A 22,543-nucleotide genomic window follows, 5' to 3' on the forward strand; every position below is an offset into this window, starting at 1 on the left:
TCAAGGAGCCGGTCATGAGTATCTGCTATCTGAACGGTCGCTTTCTGCCGGTCGGCGAGGCCAGCGTGTCGCCGATGGACCGTGGCTTCCTGTTTGGTGACGGGGCCTACGAGGTCATCCCGGTCTATTCGCGCCGTCCCTTCCGTCTGGACGAGCACGTTGCGCGCCTGGCCAACACCCTGGCGGCAATCCGTCTGCCCGACCCGCACAGCGCGGAACAATGGCAGGCCATCATCCGCGGTGTGATCGAGCGTAACGAGTGGGAGGACCAGTCGGTTTACCTGCAGGTCAGCCGTGGCGCCGACGACAAGCGCAATCATGCTTTTCCCAAGGTGATGCGGCCCACCGTATTCCTGATGAGCGAGCCGCTGGTGACGCCGCCCGAGGCGCAGCGTCAGGCTGGGGTGGCAGCGGTCAGCGCGGCAGACTTCCGCTGGCTGCGTTGCGACCTGAAGACGGTGGCCCTGCTCGCCAACTGTCTGCTGCGTCAGCATGCGGTCGACCAGGGGTGCATGGAAACCATCCTGTTCCGTGATGGCTTCCTGACCGAAGGGGCAGCGTCCAACATCTTCGTGGTTCGCGACGGCGTCATCCTGACCCCCCCCAAGAGCCACCTGATGCTGCCGGGCATCACCTACGACGTCGTACTCGAGTTGGCTGCCCGCCATGGTCTGGCGCATGAGGTGCGTGAGATCCTCGAGGACGAGGTACGTCATGCAGACGAGTTGTGGATGACGTCCTCCACCAAGGAGGTGCTGCCCATCACCACGCTCGATGGGCGACCGGTCGGCGACGGCAAGCCCGGCCCGGTGGGGCAGCAAATGCACGCGTTTTACCAGGACTTCAAGAATACGGTGATGAGAATTGGCTGATCAGACTCCCGAAACCCGGCAGACATTGCTCGAGTTTCCCTGCGACTTCCCGATCAAGATCATGGGCGCGCGCGTCGAGGGTTTTGCCCAGGCGGTGCTCGAAGTGGTGCTGCGCCACGCGCCTGACTTCGAGGCCGGCAGCATGCAGATGCGGCCTTCCAGCAAGGGCAACTACCTTGCGGTGACGTGTACTTTCCGTGCCGTCTCGCAGCTGCAGGTCGATTCGATGTACCGCGAGCTGACCGCACACCCCATGGTCAAGGTGGTGCTGTGACCCTGCCAGCGGCAGCGTCACAACTGGTGGTCAAACGTCTCGGGCAGGTGGCCTACGAGCCCGCGCTCGAGGCGATGCGCCTGTTCACCGCCGAGCGTGACCGCGACACGCCCGACCAGATCTGGCTACTCGAGCATCCTCCGGTCTATACCCTGGGTCAGGCGGGCCGGCCTGAACACCTGTTGCGCAACGATGCCGGCATTCCGCTGGTCCAGATCGACCGTGGCGGGCAGATCACCTACCACGGCCCGGGGCAGCTCGTTGCCTATCTGCTGATCGACCTGCCGCGGCGGCATCTCAAGGTGCGCGAACTGGTTCACCTGATGGAGCAGGCCCTCATCGACACCCTGGCGGGCTACGGTCTGGCGGCCGTACGTCGGGAGGGGGCGCCCGGCGTGTATATCGACGACGCCAAGATCGCTGCACTGGGGCTGCGCGTACGTCACGGTTGCAGCTACCATGGACTCAGTCTCAATGTGGATATGGACCTTGCCCCGTTCGGCTGGATCAACCCTTGCGGCTACGAAGGCCTGCGCACCATCCGCATGAAGGATTTCGGCATCGACGACACGGTTGTCGCGGTGGGAGAGCAACTGCTCGGCCATCTCGTCAGGCTGTTGCCGCCGGTCGCGCCGGGTGCAGCGTCGGCCTCTGCGGCTCCCCCCACTTTCGAAGCGCCCGCCTGAGGCGCACAATAGCGGTCGATCACGGCATTGCGCCGCCCACACCATAACAGACAACAGAGACAGCACCATGGAAACCCCCGTCCGCAAGCAGCGCGGCGCCGACAAGACGGCCCGCATCCCGATCAAGATCGTGCCGGCCGAGCGCCTGAAAAAGCCCGACTGGATCCGCATCAAGCTCGGTGCGGGCGTCGAAGCCGAGCGCTTCAACGAAATCAAGCAGACCTTGCGCGAGCACAAGCTGCACACGGTGTGCGAAGAGGCTTCCTGCCCCAACATTCACGAGTGTTTCGGCAAGGGCACCGCCACCTTCATGATCATGGGCGACATCTGTACTCGCCGCTGCCCGTTCTGCGACGTCGGCCACGGCCGGCCGGAACCGCTCAATGCCAACGAGCCGGCCGATCTGGCCAAGACCATCGCGGCCATGCGGCTGAACTACGTGGTGATCACCTCGGTCGACCGCGACGACTTGCGCGATGGCGGTGCCCAGCATTTCGTCGACTGCATCCGCGAAACCCGTGCCGCCTCACCCAAGACCACCATCGAAGTGCTCGTGCCGGATTTCCGTGGCCGCATGGATATCGCGCTCGACATCTTCGACCTGGCGCCGCCCGATGTCATGAATCACAACCTCGAGACCGTGCCCAGGCTGTACAAGCAGGCGCGTCCGGGTTCGGACTATGCCTATTCGCTCGAGCTGCTCAAGCAGTTCAAGGCCCGTCATCCCGAAGTGTCGACCAAATCCGGGCTGATGGTGGGTCTGGGCGAGACCGACGACGAGATCCTCGAAGTCATGCGCGACATGCGTGCTCACAACGTCGACATGCTCACCATCGGCCAGTACCTGCAGCCTTCGGGTGGTCATCTGCCGGTATTGCGCTATGTTCACCCCGACACCTTCAAGATGTTCGAGACCGAAGCGCTGAAGATGGGCTTCAAGAACGCTGCCTGCGGCCCGATGGTTCGTTCCAGCTACTGGGCCGACCAGCAGGCGCACGGCGCCGGCGTGGTCTGAACGTCCGACAGGTATTGGCAGCTGGCAGCGGTACATTCCTGAGTACTCGGTGAGGAGCACGGATGGCTGAATCAAGGTTTGGCTTCATGTCTGCGCTGGTGCTTGCAGGGGCCATCGCGTCGGCGGGGTATTGGGTTGGCGATGGTATCCAGCGCTTTCGCATGGCTGATCGCTCGATCACGGTGAAGGGCCTTGCTGAGCGGGAGGTGAAGAGTGACTTCGCCATCTGGTCACTCGGTTTTCGGCGTGGCGGTAACGAGTTCGGCGCTGTTCAGCAGCTACTCAACGCGGACCGGGATCGCGTACTTGCCTTCCTGCGCGAGCAGGGGTTCGGCGATGCCGAGATCGAGATCCGCCCGCTGCAGGTCCAGGATCTGTTTGCGCGTGAGTGGGGCTCTGGCAATGTTCCGCTGCGTTTCAACGGGCAGGGCGAAGTGCTGGTCAAATCGGCGCGCGTTGACGTGGTCGCGCAGGCGGCGAATCGCGTCGACCCGCTGATCCAGGCCGGTATCCAGCTGACTGGGACGAACGAGGGTTACGGTGGCCCTCGCTATCAGTTGCGTGGTTTCAACGAGATCAAGCCAGCCTTGCTCGAAGCTGCCACGCACAATGCACGGGAGCAGGCGGAAAAGTTCGCCGCCGATGCCGGCGCTCGGCTTGGTGTGTTGAAGAGCGCCAATCAGGGCGTGATCCGCGTGCTTGATGATGACGGCGGCGAGGGCGATTCCGTGGGCCAGACCATCGGCAAGCGCCTGCGGGTTGTCAGCACCTTCGAGTACGGTTTGCAATAAACGCAGGCCTGACCGGTGCTGTCATGCGGGCACTCAAGGGCAACCGATGCAGCCTTCGGTCTGCGCATTCAGAAAGATCGCCTGATCCAGGTTGGCGCCGCTCAGGTCGGCATTGACCAGCACCGCACGGGTAAAGTCGGCACCCTGCAGGTTGGCGCCGACAAATGATGCCCCCTTGAGCTTGGCGGCGCGCAGGTTGCTGCGTTGCAGGTCGGCATCGGTCAGGCGTGCGCCTTCCATCCGTGCATTGGTCAGATCGGCCCCGGCCAGTTTGGCCTTGCTCAGGTCTGTGCCATGCAGATCCGCGTTCTGCAGCACGGCGTTGCGCAGGTCAGCGCCTTCAAGCCTGGCTTCGCCCAATCGTGCCCCGCGCAGGTTGGTGCGAACCAGCAGCGCCTCCGTCAGGTCGGCGCCCTGCAGATCGGTCTGTGAAAAATTGGCTTCACTCAGATTGGCGCCGCGCAAGTTCGCCCCCGACAGATTGGAGCGGGTGAATTGCGAGTTGGCCAGATTGACCCCCGCCAGCTCGGCGCCGTTCAGGTTCAGATTGGGACACAGCGTGCCACGACGGATGTCGCAGCCACCAATACGGGTCGATGACTGGGCGTGCGCGCCGGCGGCGAGCAGCGCAGCGGAAAGCATCACGCAGGAGATGAGGCTGGACGTCTTCAACATGGGTTCTGGCCGTCTTGTGTTTATGGTTGTGAGGCTGTGCTGGTCAGACGGATATGGTGTCTCCGGGTTCCGTTCATCCACCTGCCTGCACGTTGCGATCGTCACACGGCTGGGGGTGGACAAAAGGACAGTCAGTGTTGACGATTGCGAGCGTGGCCAGTGGGAGAGGTCTCCTGCCGCCTCGTCCAACAACCTGGAGATCGTGATGCGTTCCATTCTGCGAGCTTTTGCCTTCCTTGTCATTACTGCGCCGGTCTGGGCTGCGGGTGGTCTGATGAGCCTGACTGACAGCGAGACGAGTGGCGGACTCAAGGAGGCGCTGACTCAAGGGGCCAGCAAGGCGGTCGATCTGCTCGGTCGCGATGGCGGCTTCATGAACAACCCGAAGGTCAGGATTCCGCTGCCCGACATGCTTGCACAGGCCGAGCCGCTGATCCGCATGAGTGGGCGTGGCAAGGATCTCGACAAGCTCGTCGCCACAATGAACCAGGCCGCCGAGGCCGCGGTGCCGCAGGCAAAGACCCTGCTGGTGGATGCGGTCAAGGGCATGAGCGTCAGTGACGCCAAGCGCATCCTGACCGGCGGTGACGATTCGGTGACGCGCTATTTCCGCGACAAGACCGAACGCCAGCTTACCCAGACCTTCCTGCCAGTGGTCAAGCAGAACACCGACAAGCTTGCGCTGGCCGGGCAGTACAACAAGCTGGCCGGCCAGGTTGCCGGCGTCGGCCTGATGAAGAGCGAGGATGCCCAGGTCGAGAACTACGTGACCCGCAAGGCGCTGGATGGTCTCTACCTGATGATCGCCGAGGAAGAGCGCGCGATCCGCAAGAACCCGGTCGGCGCAGTGGGCAATCTGGCCAAAAAGGTATTTGGCGCGCTCTGATCTAGCGCGCCAGCGCCTGGCTCCAGCGTTTGTACAGCCGGGTCATCATGTCATGCATGGCCGCGGTCCGGCGTTCGCTGTCGGCGGCAGTGTCGGCGCGGCTGCCGGCTGCAGCTTCTCGAAGCCAAACACCTCGTCGGCCACCGCCTTGAGCGCAGCCTCGACCTCGGGTGGCACCGGCATACCCTGGGCTTTGGCCTGGTCGAGCCCCTGCGTGAAATAGGTGGGTAGCTCTCGCACCATCCGCTCGATGCTGGTCACCTGCAACAGTCGCCGCCAGTCAGCAGTGGCTGCATCGGCCTGGACGCCGTGCATGCCATCCTGCTGCACGAACACAGGCGCACCCGGTGCAAGCAAGCTCAACACAAGCAGTCCTGCAGCCAGAAATCGAAACCGTTTGAACATGATTACGCCTTGTCAGCAAAACACACAGGCAACATCAGGGCCGCCAGGCCTTGCTAGCCAGATTCGAGAGCGCCGACGCCGACTGGCGCACGGGCACACGGGTGAAGAAGTCATCCTGCGCTACGACCTGCGCATCCTGCGGCAGCACCGCCAGAAACTTTCCCGCCAACCCATCGTTCGCGTCCTCGCGCGTCTGCCACATCGCCAGAAACTGCGCGCGGCTGTAGGTACGATTACCCAGCGACGGATCGGCCAACCACACCGTGTCGCCGCTGATGCCGCGCAAAACGGTGAAATGGTCGTCCTTGCGGTGCTTCACGTACAGAATGACCGGCATCTTTAGCCGCGCGAGTTGCTCCCAACTCGCAGCAAAGCCCTGCGCCCGAAAGCCGAACTGCGGCAATGCGCGCGCCATGTCTTCGAAGCTGGCCCGGTCATCGCCCTTGTCCATTGCCTTCAGCAAGGCTTCCTCGGTCACATCCTGGCCATAAAAGCTGTTGAGCAAGGTGGCCAGAGAGGCCGCGCCGCAAGAGTAGTCCAGATCCTGCTTGACGATGCGCGCGTCGCGGCGCGCCTTCCAGCTTTGCACCGGGACGACGCCGTGGACGGAGTGGGTGACGAGCAGGACGCCTTCGGCACGCTGAGGCGAGCTTGCATCCGACGTGCCGGACGTGTCCGCCAACGCCATGGCGCTGACCGAAGCCATCGCGACGGCGGCGACAAGGTGCGGCTTCATGAAAAGCACTAGCCCACGCCCTTCGGCCCCGCGCCCGTAGGCGGCGGGACAACCCCGAGCATGGTCAGCACGATGCCGAGCACCGCGAACACGACCATGGCCGCCAGCATGGCCGGGATAAAGCTAACGACGATGCCGCCAATGCTGTAGCCAAAACTCGCCTTGGGAATGGCCCCCGCCAGCGCATTGACCCCGACCCACGCCGAATACAGCCACAGGGGCAGCGTGAACAACGAGGGAACGCCTAGCGCGACCAGACCAGCGCCCACAGTGTCGGCCATCAGCCATGACGCAGCGACTAGGTTAAGCAGATCGCCCTGACCGTCCCAGCGGCCGCCGCGCTTCATCCACCAGCGCAGCACGGCGACGATGATCAGGAACGCCACCCAGGTGGTGAGCAGTCCCATGATCACGGCCAGCCACAGCGGCGGTGCGGGCATGTCCGGAGGCGCGGCACGCAAGCTCGGGTCGAGGCCAATCAGCAGGCCGATGAGCGAAATGGCCAGCAGCGATTGCCAGCGCGGGAAATCGAAGCGCGAAAAGGGGAGTTCGCGCAGGAGGAAGAGGGGAAATGCAGTTTGGAACATGTCGTGTGTATGTCCGTTTCAAAACCAACCCAGCATCCAGCCAACGAGACCTACACCAAGGATCGTAACTTCGGCGACGGTAAGTCAAAAGGTTACTGTTCCCATAGGAATATCCAGGCGTTCTGCTCAGGGGAGATTTGCATCGTCATCGCTTTCCATTTCTCCCCAAGTCGATTCCAAAAATTCAGAAGAACAACCAGTCGCGAATCGCTACCGCCGCCATCAGGACGAGCGCAAGCACTATCAATATGATATGAAAAAGCCAAAATATGAACGAACCTGTCCCTGGGTGGTTCCACTGTATAGAACGCAAGTAGTTGAGTATCCTGTTCATGATGTTCATCAGGCCACCAGAACACCCGCAGCTATTCGGTGGCCTTTCAGCGTGGCGCTTAGATCACCACCTGCTCCAGTAATAGCGAACCGCATTGCTAACGTGGTAGGCGGGCATGTATGCGGAGCTTTGATAGAACGTCCAAGCTGCTCCTGACAAAGCTGGTGCGTAATAGAGGATTGGCCACCAAGCCCCTTCAGTTTCCTTCATCTCCTGCTGCGACAACGCAGCCAGTTGCATCGGCCGCCCCGCCTGCTCGAACATTGCATTGATGTCCGTCTGGCTGAACGTCGCGATTGGTTGCGCGGCTTGCAGGTTCTGCACCTGCGCTTCGCTGGCGTGCGCCTGGGCCGACAGCAGGCCCGCCATGACCAGCGTTAGTGCTGCGTGTTTGAACTGCTTCATATAGACTCCTTCATGTCACGAAGTACAACAACAAGCCTCGAAACAGACTCCCGAGGCACCCATTGACGGTGTTTGCGTCACCGGCAATTCCTCGCGGGCGGCTTGTCGCCCGTCTCTTTTCGTGGTCGCACAAGGTGCAGCGTTTCCATTAAAACGTGTACAGCCAGTTCGCTCGCAACTCCGAACCGCCGCGCCCCGAGGCGTTGACCTTCAGGGTGGCGTTCAAAGTATTTCCCTTGGCAAATCCGTAACCGACGCCCAACAGCAGATCGGTGGCCGTGCGGTCGACGCCCTGACGCTCTCCATCGAAGCGGTCGGCTTGGCGGCGCGTCCATTGCACGCCAGTGGTCAGCGTAACGCGGTCGTTCACTGCAAACCCTACTGACGGATTGAGCAACAACAGGTTGCCGGGTTGGTAGTCCCGCGTGCCGTCGCGACGGGTCTGGTTGAAGCGGTAGGCGGCGGTTAGCGAGAACACTATCGGGTCGATGGCCTTATAGGTGGTGACACCGAGCATGACCGACTTGAAGCTGGCGCTATCCCGCCGGTGCTTCTCTCGCAGTGCGATTTCGACAAAACCAAGAACGGCGGGACCGTCGTCGTCTTTCCTGAACTGGTAGTTGATGCCCGTCCAAGCATCGGCGAAACCCGCTTCGCTGCTCGATGTCGTGCCGCCCACGCCGCTGCTGCGGTGGCTCGACGACAGGCTGCTCGTACGAGCATAGACCTCGGCCTTGGCCGTCAGGCCATAGCGCATGCCGAAGGTGGCAACCAGGGTGTCGCTGTTGCCGATGCTCTCACCAACGAGTGTGGGCACGGTTACGAACGAGGTGGGCCCGGTCTGGACGATGATCGGCTCACCCGTTGACACACCACTGCGATCCATGTTGGCGTAGGCCAACGACAGATCGAGTTTGACCTTGCCTTTGTCGGTGATGAGGTCCTCCACGTTCAGCGGTAGATCAGCCCAAGCAACGGGGGAGACGGTCATAAGCAGGCCAGTAAGAACACGAGAAATACGGATGAAGCTCATAGATGAGAATACGGCGCCTTTCGTTAAATCGAATGGCATTTTTATTTGTCATCTATTGGTTGTCAAGTGAATATTATCAGGCGTGCGGCCGTAGGGAGTTGTGTAGATCTAAATCATTGTTCTACTGGAATATAATTGCGTGATTCAAGCAGTTATTCGGGATGCTTCAGAGTCGTCGAGAAAGGGGTTGAGTTGGACTCTGCCTGCGGCTCCCCTTTATGCGTGACGGCGCTCCAGCGCTGGGGGCGTGCGTCGAACTCGCGACGCTATAGGCCATCGTGTGCAGCCATAGCGGCGATGTCTTCGCCATCGTGGCGCTGTTCCGGCGTGACGAACTTGATGGCCGAGTGACGGTGCTCGCGGTTGTACCGGCCCACGACCTGCATCACCTATGGCTGCGGGGCCTGGAGCGTAGTACCGTCCCCGCTCGGTTAGCCGGGGCGTACTTGAGGGCGCGGAAGAAGGCCTCGACCAGGGCCTTGTCATCGGAGATGCCGGGGACGCGGTGACGCGTTATGCCCGCGACAAGACCGAACGCCAGCTTATCTAGCGCGCCAGCGCCCGGCTCCAGCGTCGATACAGCCGGGTCATCATGTCGTGCATCACCGCGGTGCGGCGCTCGCTGTCGGCGGCAGTGTCGGCGCGGCTGCCTGCTGCGGGGTTGCCCTGCGCAACCTCACGGTCGAGTTCGTGACCGTTGCGTGCCAGGGAGCGTGCGATCAGGTCCGGCGTCATTTCCAGATGAAACTGCATGCCCAGATGGCGGTCACCGATCACGTAGGCCTGGTTGGCGCAGTGTGCGCTCCCGGCGATGCGGACGGCTCCGGGTGGAATGTCGAAGGTGTCGCCGTGCCACTGGAAGACTTCATGTTCTGACCCGCCCGGCAGGCCGAACCAGGCTTCGGCGGTGGCGTCGGGTTCGACGCGGATGCGTTGCCAGCCGATCTCCTTGACCGGATTGCGACGGATCTCGGCGCCAAAGGCATGCGCCAGCAACTGGCTGCCCAGACAATGCCCGGCCACCGGCAGGCCGCGCGCATCGGCATCGTGGATCAGGGCCATCTCCTGAAGCATCCATGGCAGGCGGTCATTGACGCCCATGTATCCGCCCATCAGGACCAGGCCGGCGTAGGGTTCGGCGTTTTGCGGAATCGGATCGCCATTGACGATCGCGATCCGCTGCCACGGAATGTCGAGACGGTCGAAGACGTCGAGCAGCGCCCCAGGGGCGCCGATCTCGGTGTGCTGCAGGATGGCAACCGGTTTCATGCAGTGCGAGGCTCCGGTGAGGGGGTATTGTTGTCGGTCCTCTGATCGTAACGTAACGAGCGGAGGGCATGCGGTCGAATGGCCGGTGTCAGGCGCCCTGCGGAAGCAGGGTGTAGCCTGCCGGCGCATCCATCGATGGCCTGCTCGGTTGCGGACGTTGGCCGACACCGAGCAGGCCATGCAGCAAGTGCGTGTCCTCGGCGAGCGCCTGGCTGTGGCCGGCATGGACCACCTGGCCGCGTTCGAGCACGATGGCATGATGCGTCATCGACAGAGTCAGCACCGGATGCTGTTCGACCACCACCGACGCCAGCCCCTCGCTTTCACACAGCAGCTTCACCACCAGGGCCAGTTCCTCCACGATGATGGGCGCCAGGCCTTCCATCGGTTCGTCCAGCAACAGCAGTTTCGGGTTGGTCATCAGTGCCCGACCGATGGCCAGCATCTGCTGCTCGCCGCCGGACAGTTGATTGCCATAGTTGCTCCGCCGCTCCTGCAGGCGGGGAAACAGTTCGTACACCCGCTTCAGGTTCCACGGCCCGGGCGTGGCGACGACAGTCAGATTTTCCTCCACGGTCAGGGACGGAAACACCTCGCGTTCCTGTGGCACCCAGCCCAGCCCGCTGCGTGCACGGCGGTGGGACGGCATGCGGGTGATGTCCTGGCCATTCCAGCGGATCGATCCGCTCATCACCCGGGTATGACCCATCAGCGTTTCCAGCAGCGTGGTCTTGCCGACGCCGTTGCGACCGAGGATGGCCAGGCTCTTGCCCGCTTCCAGCGAAAAGCTCATGCGGTCCAGGACCACTGCATCACCATAGCCGGCGGTGACCTGATCAAAGGCAAGCAGTTCAGACATGGGCTTCTCCTGCGTGGGTGCCGCTACCGAGGTAGACCTCGCGTACGCGGGGATCGTCGGAAATCTCAGCGGGTGTGCCTTCGGTCAGGATCTCGCCGGCGACCAGTACCGAAATACGATTGGAAAAGCGGAACACCAGATCCATGTCATGCTCGATGAACAGGATGCTGATGTCGTCGGGCAGTTCGGCGACGACCTCGAACAACTCGCCGCTCTCGCCCGCAGGGACGCCGGCTGCGGGTTCGTCCAGCAGCAGGATGCTGGGTCTGGCCGCCAGCGCCAGCGCGATTTCGAGCAGGCGCTGTTTGCCATAGGCCAACTCCGCCACCGGGGTATCGGCCAGCGGGTCGAGGCGCAACCGTGCGAGCAAGGCGTGGGCTTCGTCAAACGCTGCCGTGCAGCGGCGCAGCGGTCGCCACCAGGTGGCACCCAGGCCGTCGCGCTCGCTGATGGCCAGCACTACCGACAGCAAGGGGGTCAGGCTGGGAAACAGGGTATTGATCTGGAAGGTGCGCACCAGTCCGATCCGCGCCCGCTGGTCGCAGGACAGTGCGGTAATGTCCTTGTCGCCCAGCTGGATGCGTCCGCTTGTCGGGCGGTAGACGCCGGTCAACAGGTTGATCAGCGTGGTTTTACCCGCACCATTGGGGCCGATCAGGGCCTGTCGTGCGCCGGGCTCCAGCGTCAGGTTGACGCCGTCGACCGCGCGGAAGGCACCGAAACGGATGCCGAGGTCGTGGGTACGGAGCGTTGCTGCTGCCATCATGCCCTCCTGATCCGGACGAGACGCGACAGCGCGCCCATGATGCCGCCGCGGCCGACCATGACCACGACGATGAGGAAGATGCCGAGCCAGAACATCCAGTACTGCGGGTTCAGATCCGCAAACCAGTCATGGACCAGCATATAGACAATGGCGCCAATCAGGCCCCCATAAAGCCGGCCAGTACCACCGAGTACGAGAATGATCAGGATCTCGGCAGAGCGGTTGAAGCTGAGCGCTTCGATGCCGACAAACTGCGAGGTCTGTGCCATCAGCGCACCGGCCACTCCGGCAAGCGCCGCCGAAAAGCAATAAGCCATGCGCAGACGCGCGGCCACCGGCGAGCCGATCGCCTGCATGCGTTTGCGGCTGTCGTGTATGCCGCGCAAGGCAAGGCCGAAGGGCGAACTGACGATCAGCCGGGTCATCAGGAACATCGCCAGCACGACGACAAAGGCGTAGACGAAGGCCGTCTTGCCCCACAGGTCGAATTCGAACAGGCCCAGCACCGGATCAATGACGATGCCCTGCAGGCCGTCGGTACCGCCGGTGATGCCGGACAGGCGGTTGGCAAGCTCGCCGAACAGCACGCAGACCCCAATGGTGATCATCAGTCGGGTCAGATCGGCGCCGCGCACGATCAGGTAGCTCAGTGCATAGCCCAGCGCGGCGCAGACCAGCAAGGCAAGCAACAGGCCGGAGAAGGGTTCGCCCCAGCCGTGCTTTGCCAGCAGCCCTGCGGCATAAGCCCCGCAACCGAAGAATGCCGCATGGCCGACGGTCAGGATGCCGGCATAGCCCAGCGCCAGATCGAGTGAAACCGCGAACAGGCCCAGGATCAGGATCTGGCTGAGCAGGGTCAGGTGATCCGGCATCAGCCAGAAGCTGCTGGCCAGCAGCAGCCAGAAGGCGGCCTCAAGCCCGGTCAGCTGGCCTGGAGTCAGGGAAAGGCTTTTCATGTCATAGCCCCTTGCGTGGAATCAGGCCGTTGGGTCGGACGAGCAGCGTGATCACCATGAACACATAGATCAGGAAGGCGCCAAGCTCGGGCAGGTAGTACTTGCCGGCCACATCGACGATGCCTACCAGCAGTGCGGCGACGAAGGGGCCGATGATGGTGCCGGCGCCACCGACGCAGACCACGATCAGGAAGAAGATCAGATATTTCAGCGCAAAGCTGGGCTCCAGCCCCAGGATGCCCAGGCTCAGTGCGCCGCCCAGTCCGGCCAGGCCACAGCCGAACGCAAAGGTCAGGAAGAACAGACGCTGCACATGAATGCCGGTGCCGCGCGCAACGCGTTGATTGTCGACCGCGGCGCGAACCATGGCGCCGTAGCGCGTGCGATTGAGCACCAGCAGCAGGCCGGCGAGGATGGCAAAGCCGCAGACGATCAGGAACAGCCGGTAGCGGCCCACTTCCAGCCCCATCAGCGACATGCTGCCGGTCAGGCTTTCCGGGGGCGAGAAGGCTTGTATCGTCGGCCCGAAGAAGTAGGTGAATACCGCGACCGAGACGAACACCAGGCCGATCGACAACAGCACCTGATCCAGCGGATGAGCACGATAAAGGCGGCGATAGAGGGTGAATTCCAGCACGCCACCCACCAGCGCGGCGGCGACGAAGCTGGCCACCAGCGCCGGGAAGAAGCCCAGACCGAACTGGTTCATTGCGGTCACCGCCGCATAGCCACCGATCATGGCGAATGCGCCATGTGCGAGGTTGACGAAGCTCATCAGACCCATCGTGACCGATAGTCCGACCGCAATGAGGAAGAGCAGCATGCCGTAGGCGATGCCGTCGAAGATCACGATGCCCATTGGGACTCCACGGGTTGCGGGAGGAAGACAGGGCCCGCCGTGGGCGGGCCCGCACCATTACTTGGCCGCCTTGGCGGGGTCCTTGACCTTGTCGAACTGGTCGAACTCGACGTTGACCAACTCGCCACCGACCCGCTCTGTCCGGCGGATGTACACGGTCTGCACAATGTCACCCGTGGCAGCGTCGATCTCGATCGGGCCGCGCGGGCTCTCGAACTGCAGGCCCTTCAGTGCGGCCATCACCTTGTCGCCACTGACATCGCCGCCAGTCTTCTGCAGGGCGCCGGCAATCGCTGCCATGCCATCGTAGGCGGTGATCGCGAAGTAGCTCGGGCGCATCGACTTGCCGAAGGTGTCGTAGAAGTCCTTCACGAACTTCTGATTCTTCTCCGACTTGTGCGCGTAGGAATAGTGGTGGCTGGTGATCAGGCCCAGTGCGGCGTCGCCGGTGGCCTCGAGGTAGCTGTCGTCGGTCGCTTCGCCGGTGGCGAAGAGCTTGATGCCGGCTTCTTCCATGCCGCGCTCCTTCCACGCCTTCAGGAAGGCGGGCGGCATCACGCCGGAGGGAAAGAAGAAGAACACCGACTCGGGCTTGGCGTCCTTGATCCGCTGCACATAGGCCGAGAAGTCCGGGTTGTTCATCGGCGTGCGGACACTACCCACCACCTTGCCGCCGCCCATCGCGAAAGCCTGCTCGAATGCGGTATGGGCATCGGTGCCGGACGCATAGTCGGCAACCACCACATAGGTTTCCTTGACCCCCTGCTTGAGCAGCCAGGTGGCCATCGGCGCCGACACCTGCTGCACGGTGAAGGACACGCGGGCGATGTAGGGCGAGCTGGTGGTGATCGCGGAGGATGAGGCATTCATCACCACGGTCGGCACCTTGGCCTGGGTCACGATCGGTGCCAGCGCGTAGGCATTGGGGCTGAAGTCCAGGCCGGTGATGAAGCTGACCTTGTCGCGCACGATCAGCTCCTGGGCAAAGCGCTTGGCCGCATCCGGTGCCGGCCCGGCGGTGTCCTTCTTGATGATCTCGACCTTCTTGCCGGCAATCTTGCCCCCGTGCTCCTTGAGGTAGAGCTGGATGCCGGCGTCGAACTGGCGGCCATAGTCGGCATACGGACCGGAGTAGGAGGCGATCACACCGATGCGCAGGGTCTCATCGGCCTGCGCCGGGGTGCCGAGCAGGCCACAGGCCAGTGCAAGGGCGGCGATTACGGGGGTCTTCTTCAGCATTGCAGTATCTCCACGAGGGGACCGCCGGGGCGGTGTTGGGGGGGTGATGCGAAGCGTGCTTTTCTTGTGTGTGCCTGGTCGTGCGAGTCGATGGCAGGTTTATCGAGGTATCAGCGTCCGGGGGTCGAAGTCCGGGTCGGCCAGCGTGTCGGCGGCAATTGCCGTCCTTGCTGCCACCAGCTTGCGGCCCAGCATGTGATCGGCCGGCCGGCTGACGGTCTGCACCGCGGCGATGCAGCCATCGCGCAGGCAGAACACGCTGAAACGACCTGAAGCCGGATCACCGCGAACCACGACGTCGTCCGTCGGCGACATCAGTCCGGCCATCTGCAACTTGGCGTCGTACTGGTCGCTCCAGAACCACGGCACCGCGATGCACGCCTGTGGCTGGCCGGCAATCAGGCTGGCGGCGGCGCGGGCAAGATCGTTGGCGACCTGGATCGACTCGAGACGCAGCGGAGTGTCCGGTTCTGCCGCATGAGGGTTGGGGGTGGCGGCGCAGTCACCGATGGCGAGCACGCCGGGTGCCGACGTCCGTCCGAGCGCATCGGTGACAATCCCGTTTGCGCAGACGATGCCGGCGGCGCGGGCCAGCTCGTCGTTGGGCACGACACCGATGCCGGCCACCACCAGATCACAGCCCAGACATTCGCCACTTTCCAGCTCCACCGCGCTGACCTTGCCAGCATGGCCGTGGATGGCCTGTACCGCGCTGTTGCACAGCACCCGTACGCAGTGTGCGGCATGCAGGCTGGCAACGAAGCGGCTGATCTCCGGCGTCACTGCCCGGCTGAGCAGGCGTGACCCTAGTTCGACCACCGTCACCTCCAGGCCACGACCGGCCAGCGCGGCGGCAACTTCCAGGCCGATGAATCCGCCGCCGATGACGCACACGCGCTTGCCCTTGTGCGCGGCTTCGTCAAGCGCCAGGGCATCGTCCAGCGAACGCAGCGCATGCACGCCCTGCAGTCCGGCTCCCGGCATTGGCAGCGCTCGGCAGCGTGCGCCGGTGGCGAGCGCCAGCCAGTCCCAGGCCAGCGTGCTGCCGTCGGCCAGTGTCAGACGATGGGCCGCCGGATCGATGTGGCTCACCCGCATGTCGGGGACGTGCTCGATGCGGGCTTCGCGGTAGAAGTCGGCCGACTTCAACGCCAGCGCCGCCACCGTGGTCTTGCCGGTGAGCAGCCCTTTCGACAGTGGTGGCCGCTGGTAGGGCAGGTGGGGCTCGTCGCCGAACATCAGGATGCGTCCGTCAAACCCGGCATCGCGTGCGCTCGCAGCAAGCTGCACGCCGGCATACGACGCGCCGACAATGGCCAGGGTCGGGGGCGTGCTGGAAAGGGGACTCATGCCTGGGTGGCCGGTACGTGGATCACCAGGCCGTCTAGCTCGGCCACCAGCGCAATCTGACAGCTCAGGCGGCTGGTCGGGCGGCGCTCGGCAGCAACCCCTTCGAGCAGTTCGCGCTCCATGTCGTCGGGCTCGGGCAGGCGCTCGAAGTAAGCCGGGTCCACATACACATGACAGGTCGCACAGGAGGCGCAGCCGCCGCATTCGGCATCGATGCCGCGTACATTGTTGAGGATGGCGGCTTCCATCACGCTCTGGCCGATCGGGGCGTCGACGCTGCGGGTGTTGCCGTCCTTGAGGACAAAGTGGATCGTAGGCATGGTCAGAACATCTCGAAATACTCGCGGTGCTCCCACTCGGAGACCTCGAGGTTGAAACGGGCCAGCTCGGCCTCCTTGATGTGGCACAGATAGCTCACGAAGCGCGGGCCAAGCTGTTCGCACAGGTAGTCATCGCTGCGCAATGCGTCCAGTGCATCGCCCAGCGTGCGTGGCAGGGCCGGGGCGGCCGTGTCGTAGGGCGTGTCGGCTGACGGTCCCGGCTCGAGCTGGCGGCGCAGCCCATCGAGACCGGAGAACAACTGCGACGCCAGGTACAGATAGGGATTGGCGGCCGGTTCGCCAATGCGGTTCTCGATCCGCGTGGCGGCCTGACCGACCCCGCCCAGCACCCTGAGCATTGCCCCGCGGTTGTCGCGCGCCCACAGTGCGCGGTCCGGGGCCAGCGAAAATGGACGGTAGCGGCGGTAGCCATTGATCGTCGGACTGGCGAGCACCGCCGAGCCGCTGGCGTGTGCCAGCAGACCCGCCAGATAGTGGCGGCCGGTGGCGCTGAGGTCGTCGCCAGCCTGTGTCGGCACGAACACGTTGTGGCCGTCGCGCTTGCTGCGCAGCGACTGATGCAGATGCCAGCCACTCGACATCACATTGGGGATCTTGGGCCGGCACATGAAGGTGGCGTGATAACCGTGGCGGCGGCAGATCTGCTTGACCGCGCTACGTAGCAGCACCATCGCATCGGCGGGGGCGAGGCCGATGGTCGGGCCGAAGGTCAGTTCGAACTGGCTGGGGCCGAACTCGATTTCCAGCGATCGCAGCGGCAGGCCCAGCCCCTGGATGTGATGCCGCAGCAACTCCATGACGCCGTCGACATCGTCGTAACGCTGCTCGGTCAGGTACTGGTGACCATGCGACAGCAGCGACACGCTCGGCGGGGTGCCCGGCTGACCCGAGTCACCCAGTGCCATGCGTGGATCGTCGAGGCGGAACACATGGAACTCGACCTCCAGCCCGGCGACGAAATCCAGCCCGAACTCATCGAGCTGCCCGATCGCGCGTCGCAGGATCTGTCTTGAGGACAGCGGCGACGGACGGCCGTCGGCCATATAGGCGTCGCACAGCACCCAGCCGGTCTTGTGCGCCCACGGCAGCACCCGGAAGGTCTCCGGGTCCGCCACCATGGTGAAATCGGCGCCACCCTGCATGCCTTCGAAGTCAAAGCCGCCGCCGCTGGAAAACACCGGGAACACGGTCTTGTGCGACGTGTCCTTGGCGAGCAGGGTGGTGGTCATGTTGACCCCTTCGCGCAGCGCGTCCCGGGCGGCCGCTGCCACCAGGGTCTTGCCGCGCAGCACGCCATGCTGGTCGGGGTAAGCAAAGCGCACGAGCTCGAGCCCCTCGGCATCGATCCGGCGGATCAGTGCCTCGGCGGCTTCGGCCTGCGCCGGCGACCAGAGATCGAAACGATCGACGAAACTGCTCATGGTCGGGTTCCGTCCTCAGTCGGTCAGGCGCGCGGCGGCCCACGACGACTGCTCGCGGCGCTTGCGGTCGGCGTCCTTGCAATAGGTCGCGGTCCGGTCGCTGGGGCTGACGCCGTCGATCGAAGGCGGTCCGCTGAAGGCGGCGGCCTGGTCGGCATTGATCAGCATCGGTGCCGGCTGGCCGGCCTGGGTCGCTTCGATCGCACTCACCAGCAGGCGGCGGTAGGCGATGATGCCCTTGTCGGTGGTGCCGAGGTGTTCGCGGGTGCGATCCTGGATCGGCCCCTGGGACTCGATCGCCCACTGGTCATGGACGTTGATGTCGTTGCCCATGCCGGTGTAGGTCTCGTTCAACTGCTCGTCGATGTTGTAGCCGTAGTTGTTGCGCTTGTTCTTGCGCGAGGTGTAATCCGGCAGCTCATAGAGTTCCAGGCGCTGGTCACGCATCTGCTGCTTGTTCACCGGGCCGGTAAAGCTGGTGAAGATCGCGTACCAGTAGCAGTGGGTATCATCGACCGGCACATGCCATTGCGAGATCGTCATCTCCGAGCTCATCGGAATCACGAAAGCCTGCGGGAACACCACATTGGTGACGCGAACGTGCGTGCTCTCCTCGCTGAGCTTGCGCAGCGACGTCAGGCGCAGCCCGTAATCGGCGCTTTCCACCGCGATGTCCGGACGGTCGAACTCGCGCAGCACCTTGGTGATCGGCATGTCCGAGTCATTGGAGGCACCACGGAACTGCTTGCCATAGCTGGCCTCGGTGCTTTCGTCCTGGAAAAAGCGATGCAGGTAGGAGGCGTGCGCGGGGTCGATACCCACTTCCAGCGCCTGCAGCCAGTTGCATTCGAACAGCCCCTTGAACGCGAACACATGGGTGTCCGGTGCGACGAAACAGTCGAACGCCGGGAAGGCCGGCGGTTCGCCTTCGCCGATGTAGGCGAAGATGATGCCGCTCTTCTCCACCACCGGGTAGGCGGACTGCTTGATGCGGGTGCACAGCTTGCTGCCTGCCGGCTCGGCCGGCGTTTCCAGACAGGTGCCCTTCACGTCGAACAACCAGCCGTGGAAAGGGCAGCGCAGACCCCCGTCTTCGAGACGCCCGAACGCCAGATCCGCGCCACGGTGCGGACAGTCGCGGTCGAGCAAGCCCAGTTCGCCCTTCTCGTCGCGGAACAGGACAAAGTCCTGGCCCATCAGGCGTACCGCACGTACCGGCCGCTTTTCCTCAAGCTCTTCCACCAGCGCAATCGGTTGCCAATAGCGGCGCAACAGCGCGCCTGCAGGGGTTCCGGGACCGACGCGGGTGATGAAATCGTTTTGCTCTGCACTGATCAAGGGCGTTCTCCTGGGATGGTGTCTGCAATTGCATACAATGGTATTCAAGATTAACCAAAACTTGATGCAGGTCAACGAATTCGCTTCACTTTTCTGCTGATGGTTTGCATCGATCGAGGCAGGTATTGGTGCGTGATGGCTGGTTATTAAGTTAAAAAACAGATATTTAGTGAAGTTTTGTAGTGTTTCGATACTGTCTGATGAAAATCGGGGCTTGCTCTTGATTGCATGCAACTGATGATCGTTTGGCAGGGTATGGTTTTTTCTGTGTGCAAGAACTGATCCAGATCGTGGCAGTTATCCAACGGTGGTAATAATTTACTTGTCAATCAGATGCTTGCCGGGCCGGTTCTGCGCCGCGATGCGCTTCATGGGGATATGTTTTTGATCTTTTGATGATTTTTTGCAGTGGCATGGCACTGTTATGGGGTGTGGTCCGCGTCGACGCACCAGTGTGGTGAAAGCGCGCCCTGCCGGTGGCGATGTGGACAATTGGTCAAGCGGGTGATCTATTGCATACAATGAGTGCAGGCAGTCAGTCCGGCCCACAGGAGGCCTACCCATCATGCAGACGCAATCCCCTCAGTCGCAGCAGTCCCGTGTCCTCGTGCAGTTGCGCGACATGATCCTCAAGGGCGTGTTTGCCCCGGGTGAGCGTCTGGCCGAGATTCCGCTATCCGAGCGTCTGGAGGCGTCGCGCACGCCGGTACGGCTCGCGCTGGCGACCTTGCAGCACGAAGGCTTGATCGAACCGCTTGCCGGTGGGGGCTACCAGATGCGGCGCTTCACCGCGCAGGAGGTGTCCGATGCGATCGAGGTCCGCGGTGTGCTCGAAGGCATGGCTGCACGGCTGCTGGCCGAGCGCGGCGCGCCCAGGCAGTTGATGCGTGACCTGCAGGCCTGCCTGGAGCAGGGCGACGAGGCGGTGGACAAGCCGACCATGGACCTCGACGACTACGCCAGCTATCAGGAGATGAACAACCGCTTCCATGAACTGCTGGTGCAGGGGTGTGGCAACTCGGCACTGATCCGCTCGCTAGAGACGCTCAATGGCCAGCCCTTTGCGGCGGCCAGTGCAACCTTGCCGATGCAGTCGGCGCGTGACGAGGAGGGGCAGCGCTGGATGCGCCTGGCGCACCGCCAGCACCACGCCCTGGTCGATGCCATCACGCGCGGGCAAGGTGCGCGGGCACAGGCGCTGGCTCAGGAGCACGTCGAGATCGCACGCATGAACGTCGACTCGGCGCTCGAGCACGCCGACAAGATGGCCGGCTTGATGCCGGCAATGCGGCTGGTGTCGGCAAACAGGCCATGACGGCCTGGCGGCGCGATCGCTGACGATCGGGTAAACTCGTCCCCTGCCGCCTGCTCGGGCGGCATTGTTTTTTCGGTGCCCCGATTCGATGTCAGCCTTGCTCAACGCCCCTCAACGCGAAGCCATCCATTACCTCAACGGCCCCTGTCTGGTGCTGGCCGGGGCGGGCAGTGGCAAGACGCGGGTGATCACGCAGAAGATCGCGCACCTGATCACCGAATGCGGGCTCAGTCCGTCCAATATTGCGGCGATCACCTTCACCAACAAGGCGGCGAAGGAGATGCAGGAGCGGGTGGCCCACCTGATGGGCGGGCGGGCGCCGACCGGGCTGACGGTCTGCACCTTCCACGCGCTGGGGGTGCGCATCATCCGGCAGGAGGCCAAGCACTGCGGGCTGAAGCCGCAGTTTTCCATTCTCGACGCCTCGGATACGGTGCAGATCGTGTCCGACGTGGCTGGCGACAACGACAAGGGCATTGCCAAGCAGATGCAATGGCAGATCTCGTCGTGGAAGAACGCGATGATCACCCCGGAAGAGGCCGCGCAACTGGCCGACAACGAGATCGCCTCCACCGCGGCGCTGCTTTACAAGGAGTACGAGCGCACGCTGCGCGCCTACCAGGCGGTGGACTTCGACGACCTGATCTCGCTGCCGGTCCGCCTTTTCGACGAAAACCCCGAAGTCCGCGAGCGCTGGCAGAACAAGTTGCGCTATCTGCTGGTGGACGAGTACCAGGACACCAACCGCGCGCAGTACCGTCTGTTGCGGCTGCTATCGGGGGTGCGCGGCGCCTTCACTGCGGTGGGGGACGACGATCAGGCGATCTACGCCTGGCGTGGCGCGGATGTGGAGAACCTGCGCCAGTTGCAGGTCGATTACCCAAAGCTCAAGGTGATCAAGCTCGAGCAGAACTACCGCTCGTCGCGGCGCATCCTCGAGGCCGCCAATACCGTGATCGCCAACAACGAGAAGCTGTTCGACAAGCGCCTGTGGTCCGAGCACGGCATTGGCGAGCAGATCGTCGTCACCAATTGCCGCGATGCCGAGCACGAGGCCGAGTGGGTGGCGATGAAGATCAATGCCCACAAGTTCGAGAACCGCACCCGCTTCAAGGACTACGCCATCCTCTATCGTGGCAACCACCAGGCGCGCGTCATCGAACAGCAACTACGCAACCAGCACATTCCCTATGTCATGTCGGGCGGGCAGAGCTTTTTCGACAAGCCCGAGATCCGCGACCTCATCTCCTACCTGCGCTTGCTGATGAACGAGGATGACGACCTGGCCTTCATTCGTGCGATCACGGTGCCGCGGCGTGGCGTGGGGGCCGCTACCATCGAGGCGCTGGGCAACTACTCCGGCCATCGCCACATCAGCCTGTTTGCTGCGGTGTTCGAAGAGGGGGTGACTCAGCATCTCAATGCCAAGCAGCTCGAAAGCGTGCAGCAGTTTGCCGGCTTCATCAACCGCATGCAGTATCGCGCGACGCGCGAGCCTGCCGCGCAATTGCTGGAAGACCTGCTGGCGGCAATCCGCTACGAGGCCTGGCTGTTCGAACACTGCGACACCCGCGAGGCGGAGTCGAAGTGGAGCAATGTGCGCGACTTTGTCGGCTGGCTGGGGCGCAAGGGTGAGGAGGATGGCAAGAACCTGATCGAGCTGACCCAGACCATTGCGCTGATCTCGATGCTGGACAAGGAAGACCCCGATTTCGACGGCGTCCAGCTTGCCACCCTGCATGCGTCCAAGGGGCTGGAATTTCCGCATGTGTTCCTGATCGGTGTGGAAGAGGGCCTGCTGCCGCACCAGAGCAGCATCGACGAAGACAAGGTCGAGGAAGAGCGGCGCTTGATGTACGTGGGCATCACCCGTGCGCAGCGCAGCCTGAACATCACCTGGTGCGAGCGACGCAAGGCGGGGAAGGAGAGCCGGGTGTGCGAGCCGTCCCGCTTCATCGCCGAAATGGGCGGAGATATCCGGATGAACGACCGCAAGAGCAATACGCCGGTTTCCAAGGAGGATGGCAAGGCGCGCGCGGCCAATCTGTGGGCGATGCTGGAGGCGCGCAAGCCCGGCGCTTGAGGCCGGGTCACGTATCCGGGGCTGGCGTGGGGCAGAAACAACAAAGGC

At 63.2% G+C, this 22,543-nt stretch carries 24 protein-coding genes; 8 read left to right on the top strand and 16 right to left on the bottom strand.

The genetic code is table 11. The features are described 5' to 3' along the window. Positions 1–14 precede the first annotated feature (14 nt). From DNK49_RS05125 to DNK49_RS05145, 5 genes are all read left to right on the top strand, one after another. Positions 15–872, top strand: a complete 858-nt coding sequence (locus DNK49_RS05125) for a D-amino acid aminotransferase (protein ID WP_110523245.1) — start codon at positions 15–17, stop codon at positions 870–872. After that, a complete protein-coding gene (locus DNK49_RS05130) occupies positions 865–1,146 on the top strand; it encodes a YbeD family protein (RefSeq protein WP_110523246.1) in 282 nt (93 codons plus the stop codon). The genes DNK49_RS05125 and DNK49_RS05130 overlap by 8 nt, the downstream gene beginning before the upstream one ends. Beyond that, positions 1,143–1,832: a lipoyl(octanoyl) transferase LipB gene (lipB, locus tag DNK49_RS05135; RefSeq protein WP_279386404.1), complete on the top strand. Its 690-nt coding sequence runs from the start codon at positions 1,143–1,145 to the stop codon at positions 1,830–1,832. Before DNK49_RS05130 ends, lipB begins: the two co-directional genes overlap by 4 nt. 67 nt (positions 1,833–1,899) lie before the next feature. Beyond that, positions 1,900–2,847: a lipoyl synthase gene (lipA, locus tag DNK49_RS05140; RefSeq protein ID WP_110523247.1), complete on the top strand. Its 948-nt coding sequence runs from the start codon at positions 1,900–1,902 to the stop codon at positions 2,845–2,847. A gap of 62 nt (positions 2,848–2,909) precedes the next feature. Next, entirely contained in the window at positions 2,910–3,638 is a 729-nt protein-coding gene (locus tag DNK49_RS05145) for an SIMPL domain-containing protein (protein ID WP_110523248.1), read from the top strand. A 33-nt stretch (positions 3,639–3,671) separates the two neighbouring features. Here DNK49_RS05145 and DNK49_RS05150 read toward each other — a convergent pair whose 3' ends face one another. Further along, positions 3,672–4,313, bottom strand: a complete 642-nt coding sequence (locus DNK49_RS05150) for a pentapeptide repeat-containing protein (protein ID WP_110523249.1) — start codon at positions 4,311–4,313, stop codon at positions 3,672–3,674. 205 nt (positions 4,314–4,518) lie between these two features. On the opposite strand from DNK49_RS05150, the gene DNK49_RS05155 reads away from it, so the two are divergent. After that, entirely contained in the window at positions 4,519–5,199 is a 681-nt protein-coding gene (locus DNK49_RS05155; protein WP_110523250.1) for a DUF4197 domain-containing protein, read from the top strand. Positions 5,200–5,244: 45 nt separating this feature from the next. Here the strand turns inward: DNK49_RS05155 and DNK49_RS05160 are convergent, their stop codons facing one another. The 15 genes from DNK49_RS05160 to DNK49_RS05230 all read right to left on the bottom strand — a co-directional run bounded on the left by DNK49_RS05160 (position 5,245) and on the right by DNK49_RS05230 (position 19,097). Continuing rightward, positions 5,245–5,604: a hypothetical protein gene (locus tag DNK49_RS05160; RefSeq protein ID WP_243632240.1), complete on the bottom strand. Its 360-nt coding sequence runs from the start codon at positions 5,602–5,604 to the stop codon at positions 5,245–5,247. Positions 5,605–5,638: 34 nt separating this feature from the next. Then, positions 5,639–6,340: a C39 family peptidase gene (locus DNK49_RS05165; RefSeq protein ID WP_110523315.1), complete on the bottom strand. Its 702-nt coding sequence runs from the start codon at positions 6,338–6,340 to the stop codon at positions 5,639–5,641. A gap of 8 nt (positions 6,341–6,348) precedes the next feature. Next, positions 6,349–6,927, bottom strand: coding sequence for a hypothetical protein (locus DNK49_RS05170; protein WP_110523251.1), 579 nt, complete (start codon positions 6,925–6,927; stop codon positions 6,349–6,351). Positions 6,928–7,324: 397 nt separating this feature from the next. Further along, positions 7,325–7,666 carry a hypothetical protein gene (locus DNK49_RS05175; RefSeq protein WP_110523252.1) on the bottom strand — a complete coding sequence of 114 codons (342 nt, stop codon included), beginning with the start codon at positions 7,664–7,666 and terminating at the stop codon, positions 7,325–7,327. 148 nt (positions 7,667–7,814) lie between these two features. Continuing rightward, complete coding sequence (locus DNK49_RS05180) at positions 7,815–8,738, bottom strand: transporter (protein ID WP_243632241.1); 924 nt, start codon at positions 8,736–8,738, stop codon at positions 7,815–7,817. A 507-nt stretch (positions 8,739–9,245) separates the two neighbouring features. Beyond that, the gene (locus tag DNK49_RS05185) at positions 9,246–9,968 is read right to left on the bottom strand and encodes a type 1 glutamine amidotransferase (protein ID WP_110523254.1); all 723 of its coding nucleotides are present in this window, start codon (positions 9,966–9,968) and stop codon (positions 9,246–9,248) included. 88 nt (positions 9,969–10,056) lie between these two features. Then, a complete protein-coding gene (locus DNK49_RS05190) occupies positions 10,057–10,827 on the bottom strand; it encodes an ABC transporter ATP-binding protein (protein WP_110523255.1) in 771 nt (256 codons plus the stop codon). After that, positions 10,820–11,593, bottom strand: coding sequence for an ABC transporter ATP-binding protein (locus DNK49_RS05195; RefSeq protein WP_207806889.1), 774 nt, complete (start codon positions 11,591–11,593; stop codon positions 10,820–10,822). Before DNK49_RS05195 ends, DNK49_RS05190 begins: the two co-directional genes overlap by 8 nt. After that, complete coding sequence (locus tag DNK49_RS05200; RefSeq protein WP_110523257.1) at positions 11,590–12,549, bottom strand: branched-chain amino acid ABC transporter permease; 960 nt, start codon at positions 12,547–12,549, stop codon at positions 11,590–11,592. The genes DNK49_RS05195 and DNK49_RS05200 overlap by 4 nt, the downstream gene beginning before the upstream one ends. Before the next feature lies 1 nt (position 12,550). Next, positions 12,551–13,408 carry a branched-chain amino acid ABC transporter permease gene (locus DNK49_RS05205; RefSeq protein WP_110523258.1) on the bottom strand — a complete coding sequence of 286 codons (858 nt, stop codon included), beginning with the start codon at positions 13,406–13,408 and terminating at the stop codon, positions 12,551–12,553. A gap of 57 nt (positions 13,409–13,465) precedes the next feature. Continuing rightward, a complete protein-coding gene (locus DNK49_RS05210) occupies positions 13,466–14,647 on the bottom strand; it encodes an ABC transporter substrate-binding protein (protein WP_110523259.1) in 1,182 nt (393 codons plus the stop codon). A 99-nt stretch (positions 14,648–14,746) separates the two neighbouring features. Continuing rightward, positions 14,747–15,997 (bottom strand): NAD(P)/FAD-dependent oxidoreductase, encoded by a 1,251-nt coding sequence (locus DNK49_RS05215; protein ID WP_110523260.1) that lies wholly within the window; start codon positions 15,995–15,997, stop codon positions 14,747–14,749. After that, complete coding sequence (locus DNK49_RS05220) at positions 15,994–16,317, bottom strand: 2Fe-2S iron-sulfur cluster-binding protein (protein WP_110523261.1); 324 nt, start codon at positions 16,315–16,317, stop codon at positions 15,994–15,996. The genes DNK49_RS05215 and DNK49_RS05220 overlap by 4 nt, the downstream gene beginning before the upstream one ends. Before the next feature lie 2 nt (positions 16,318–16,319). Next, a complete protein-coding gene (locus tag DNK49_RS05225; RefSeq protein ID WP_110523262.1) occupies positions 16,320–17,759 on the bottom strand; it encodes a glutamine synthetase family protein in 1,440 nt (479 codons plus the stop codon). Between the two features lie 15 nt (positions 17,760–17,774). Then, positions 17,775–19,097: an aromatic ring-hydroxylating dioxygenase subunit alpha gene (locus DNK49_RS05230; protein WP_110523263.1), complete on the bottom strand. Its 1,323-nt coding sequence runs from the start codon at positions 19,095–19,097 to the stop codon at positions 17,775–17,777. Between the two features lie 565 nt (positions 19,098–19,662). On the opposite strand from DNK49_RS05230, the gene DNK49_RS05235 reads away from it, so the two are divergent. Both DNK49_RS05235 and DNK49_RS05240 read left to right on the top strand, forming a co-directional pair. Next, positions 19,663–20,412: a GntR family transcriptional regulator gene (locus DNK49_RS05235; RefSeq protein WP_110523264.1), complete on the top strand. Its 750-nt coding sequence runs from the start codon at positions 19,663–19,665 to the stop codon at positions 20,410–20,412. Between the two features lie 88 nt (positions 20,413–20,500). After that, on the top strand, positions 20,501–22,495 hold the full coding sequence (locus tag DNK49_RS05240; protein WP_110523265.1) for a UvrD-helicase domain-containing protein: 1,995 nt from the start codon (positions 20,501–20,503) through the stop codon (positions 22,493–22,495). Positions 22,496–22,543 lie beyond the last annotated feature (48 nt).

The sequence above is a fragment of the Parazoarcus communis SWub3 = DSM 12120 genome (genome assembly GCF_003226565.1).
In the GTDB taxonomy this organism is placed as follows: Bacteria; Pseudomonadota; Gammaproteobacteria; order Burkholderiales; family Rhodocyclaceae; genus Parazoarcus; species Parazoarcus communis.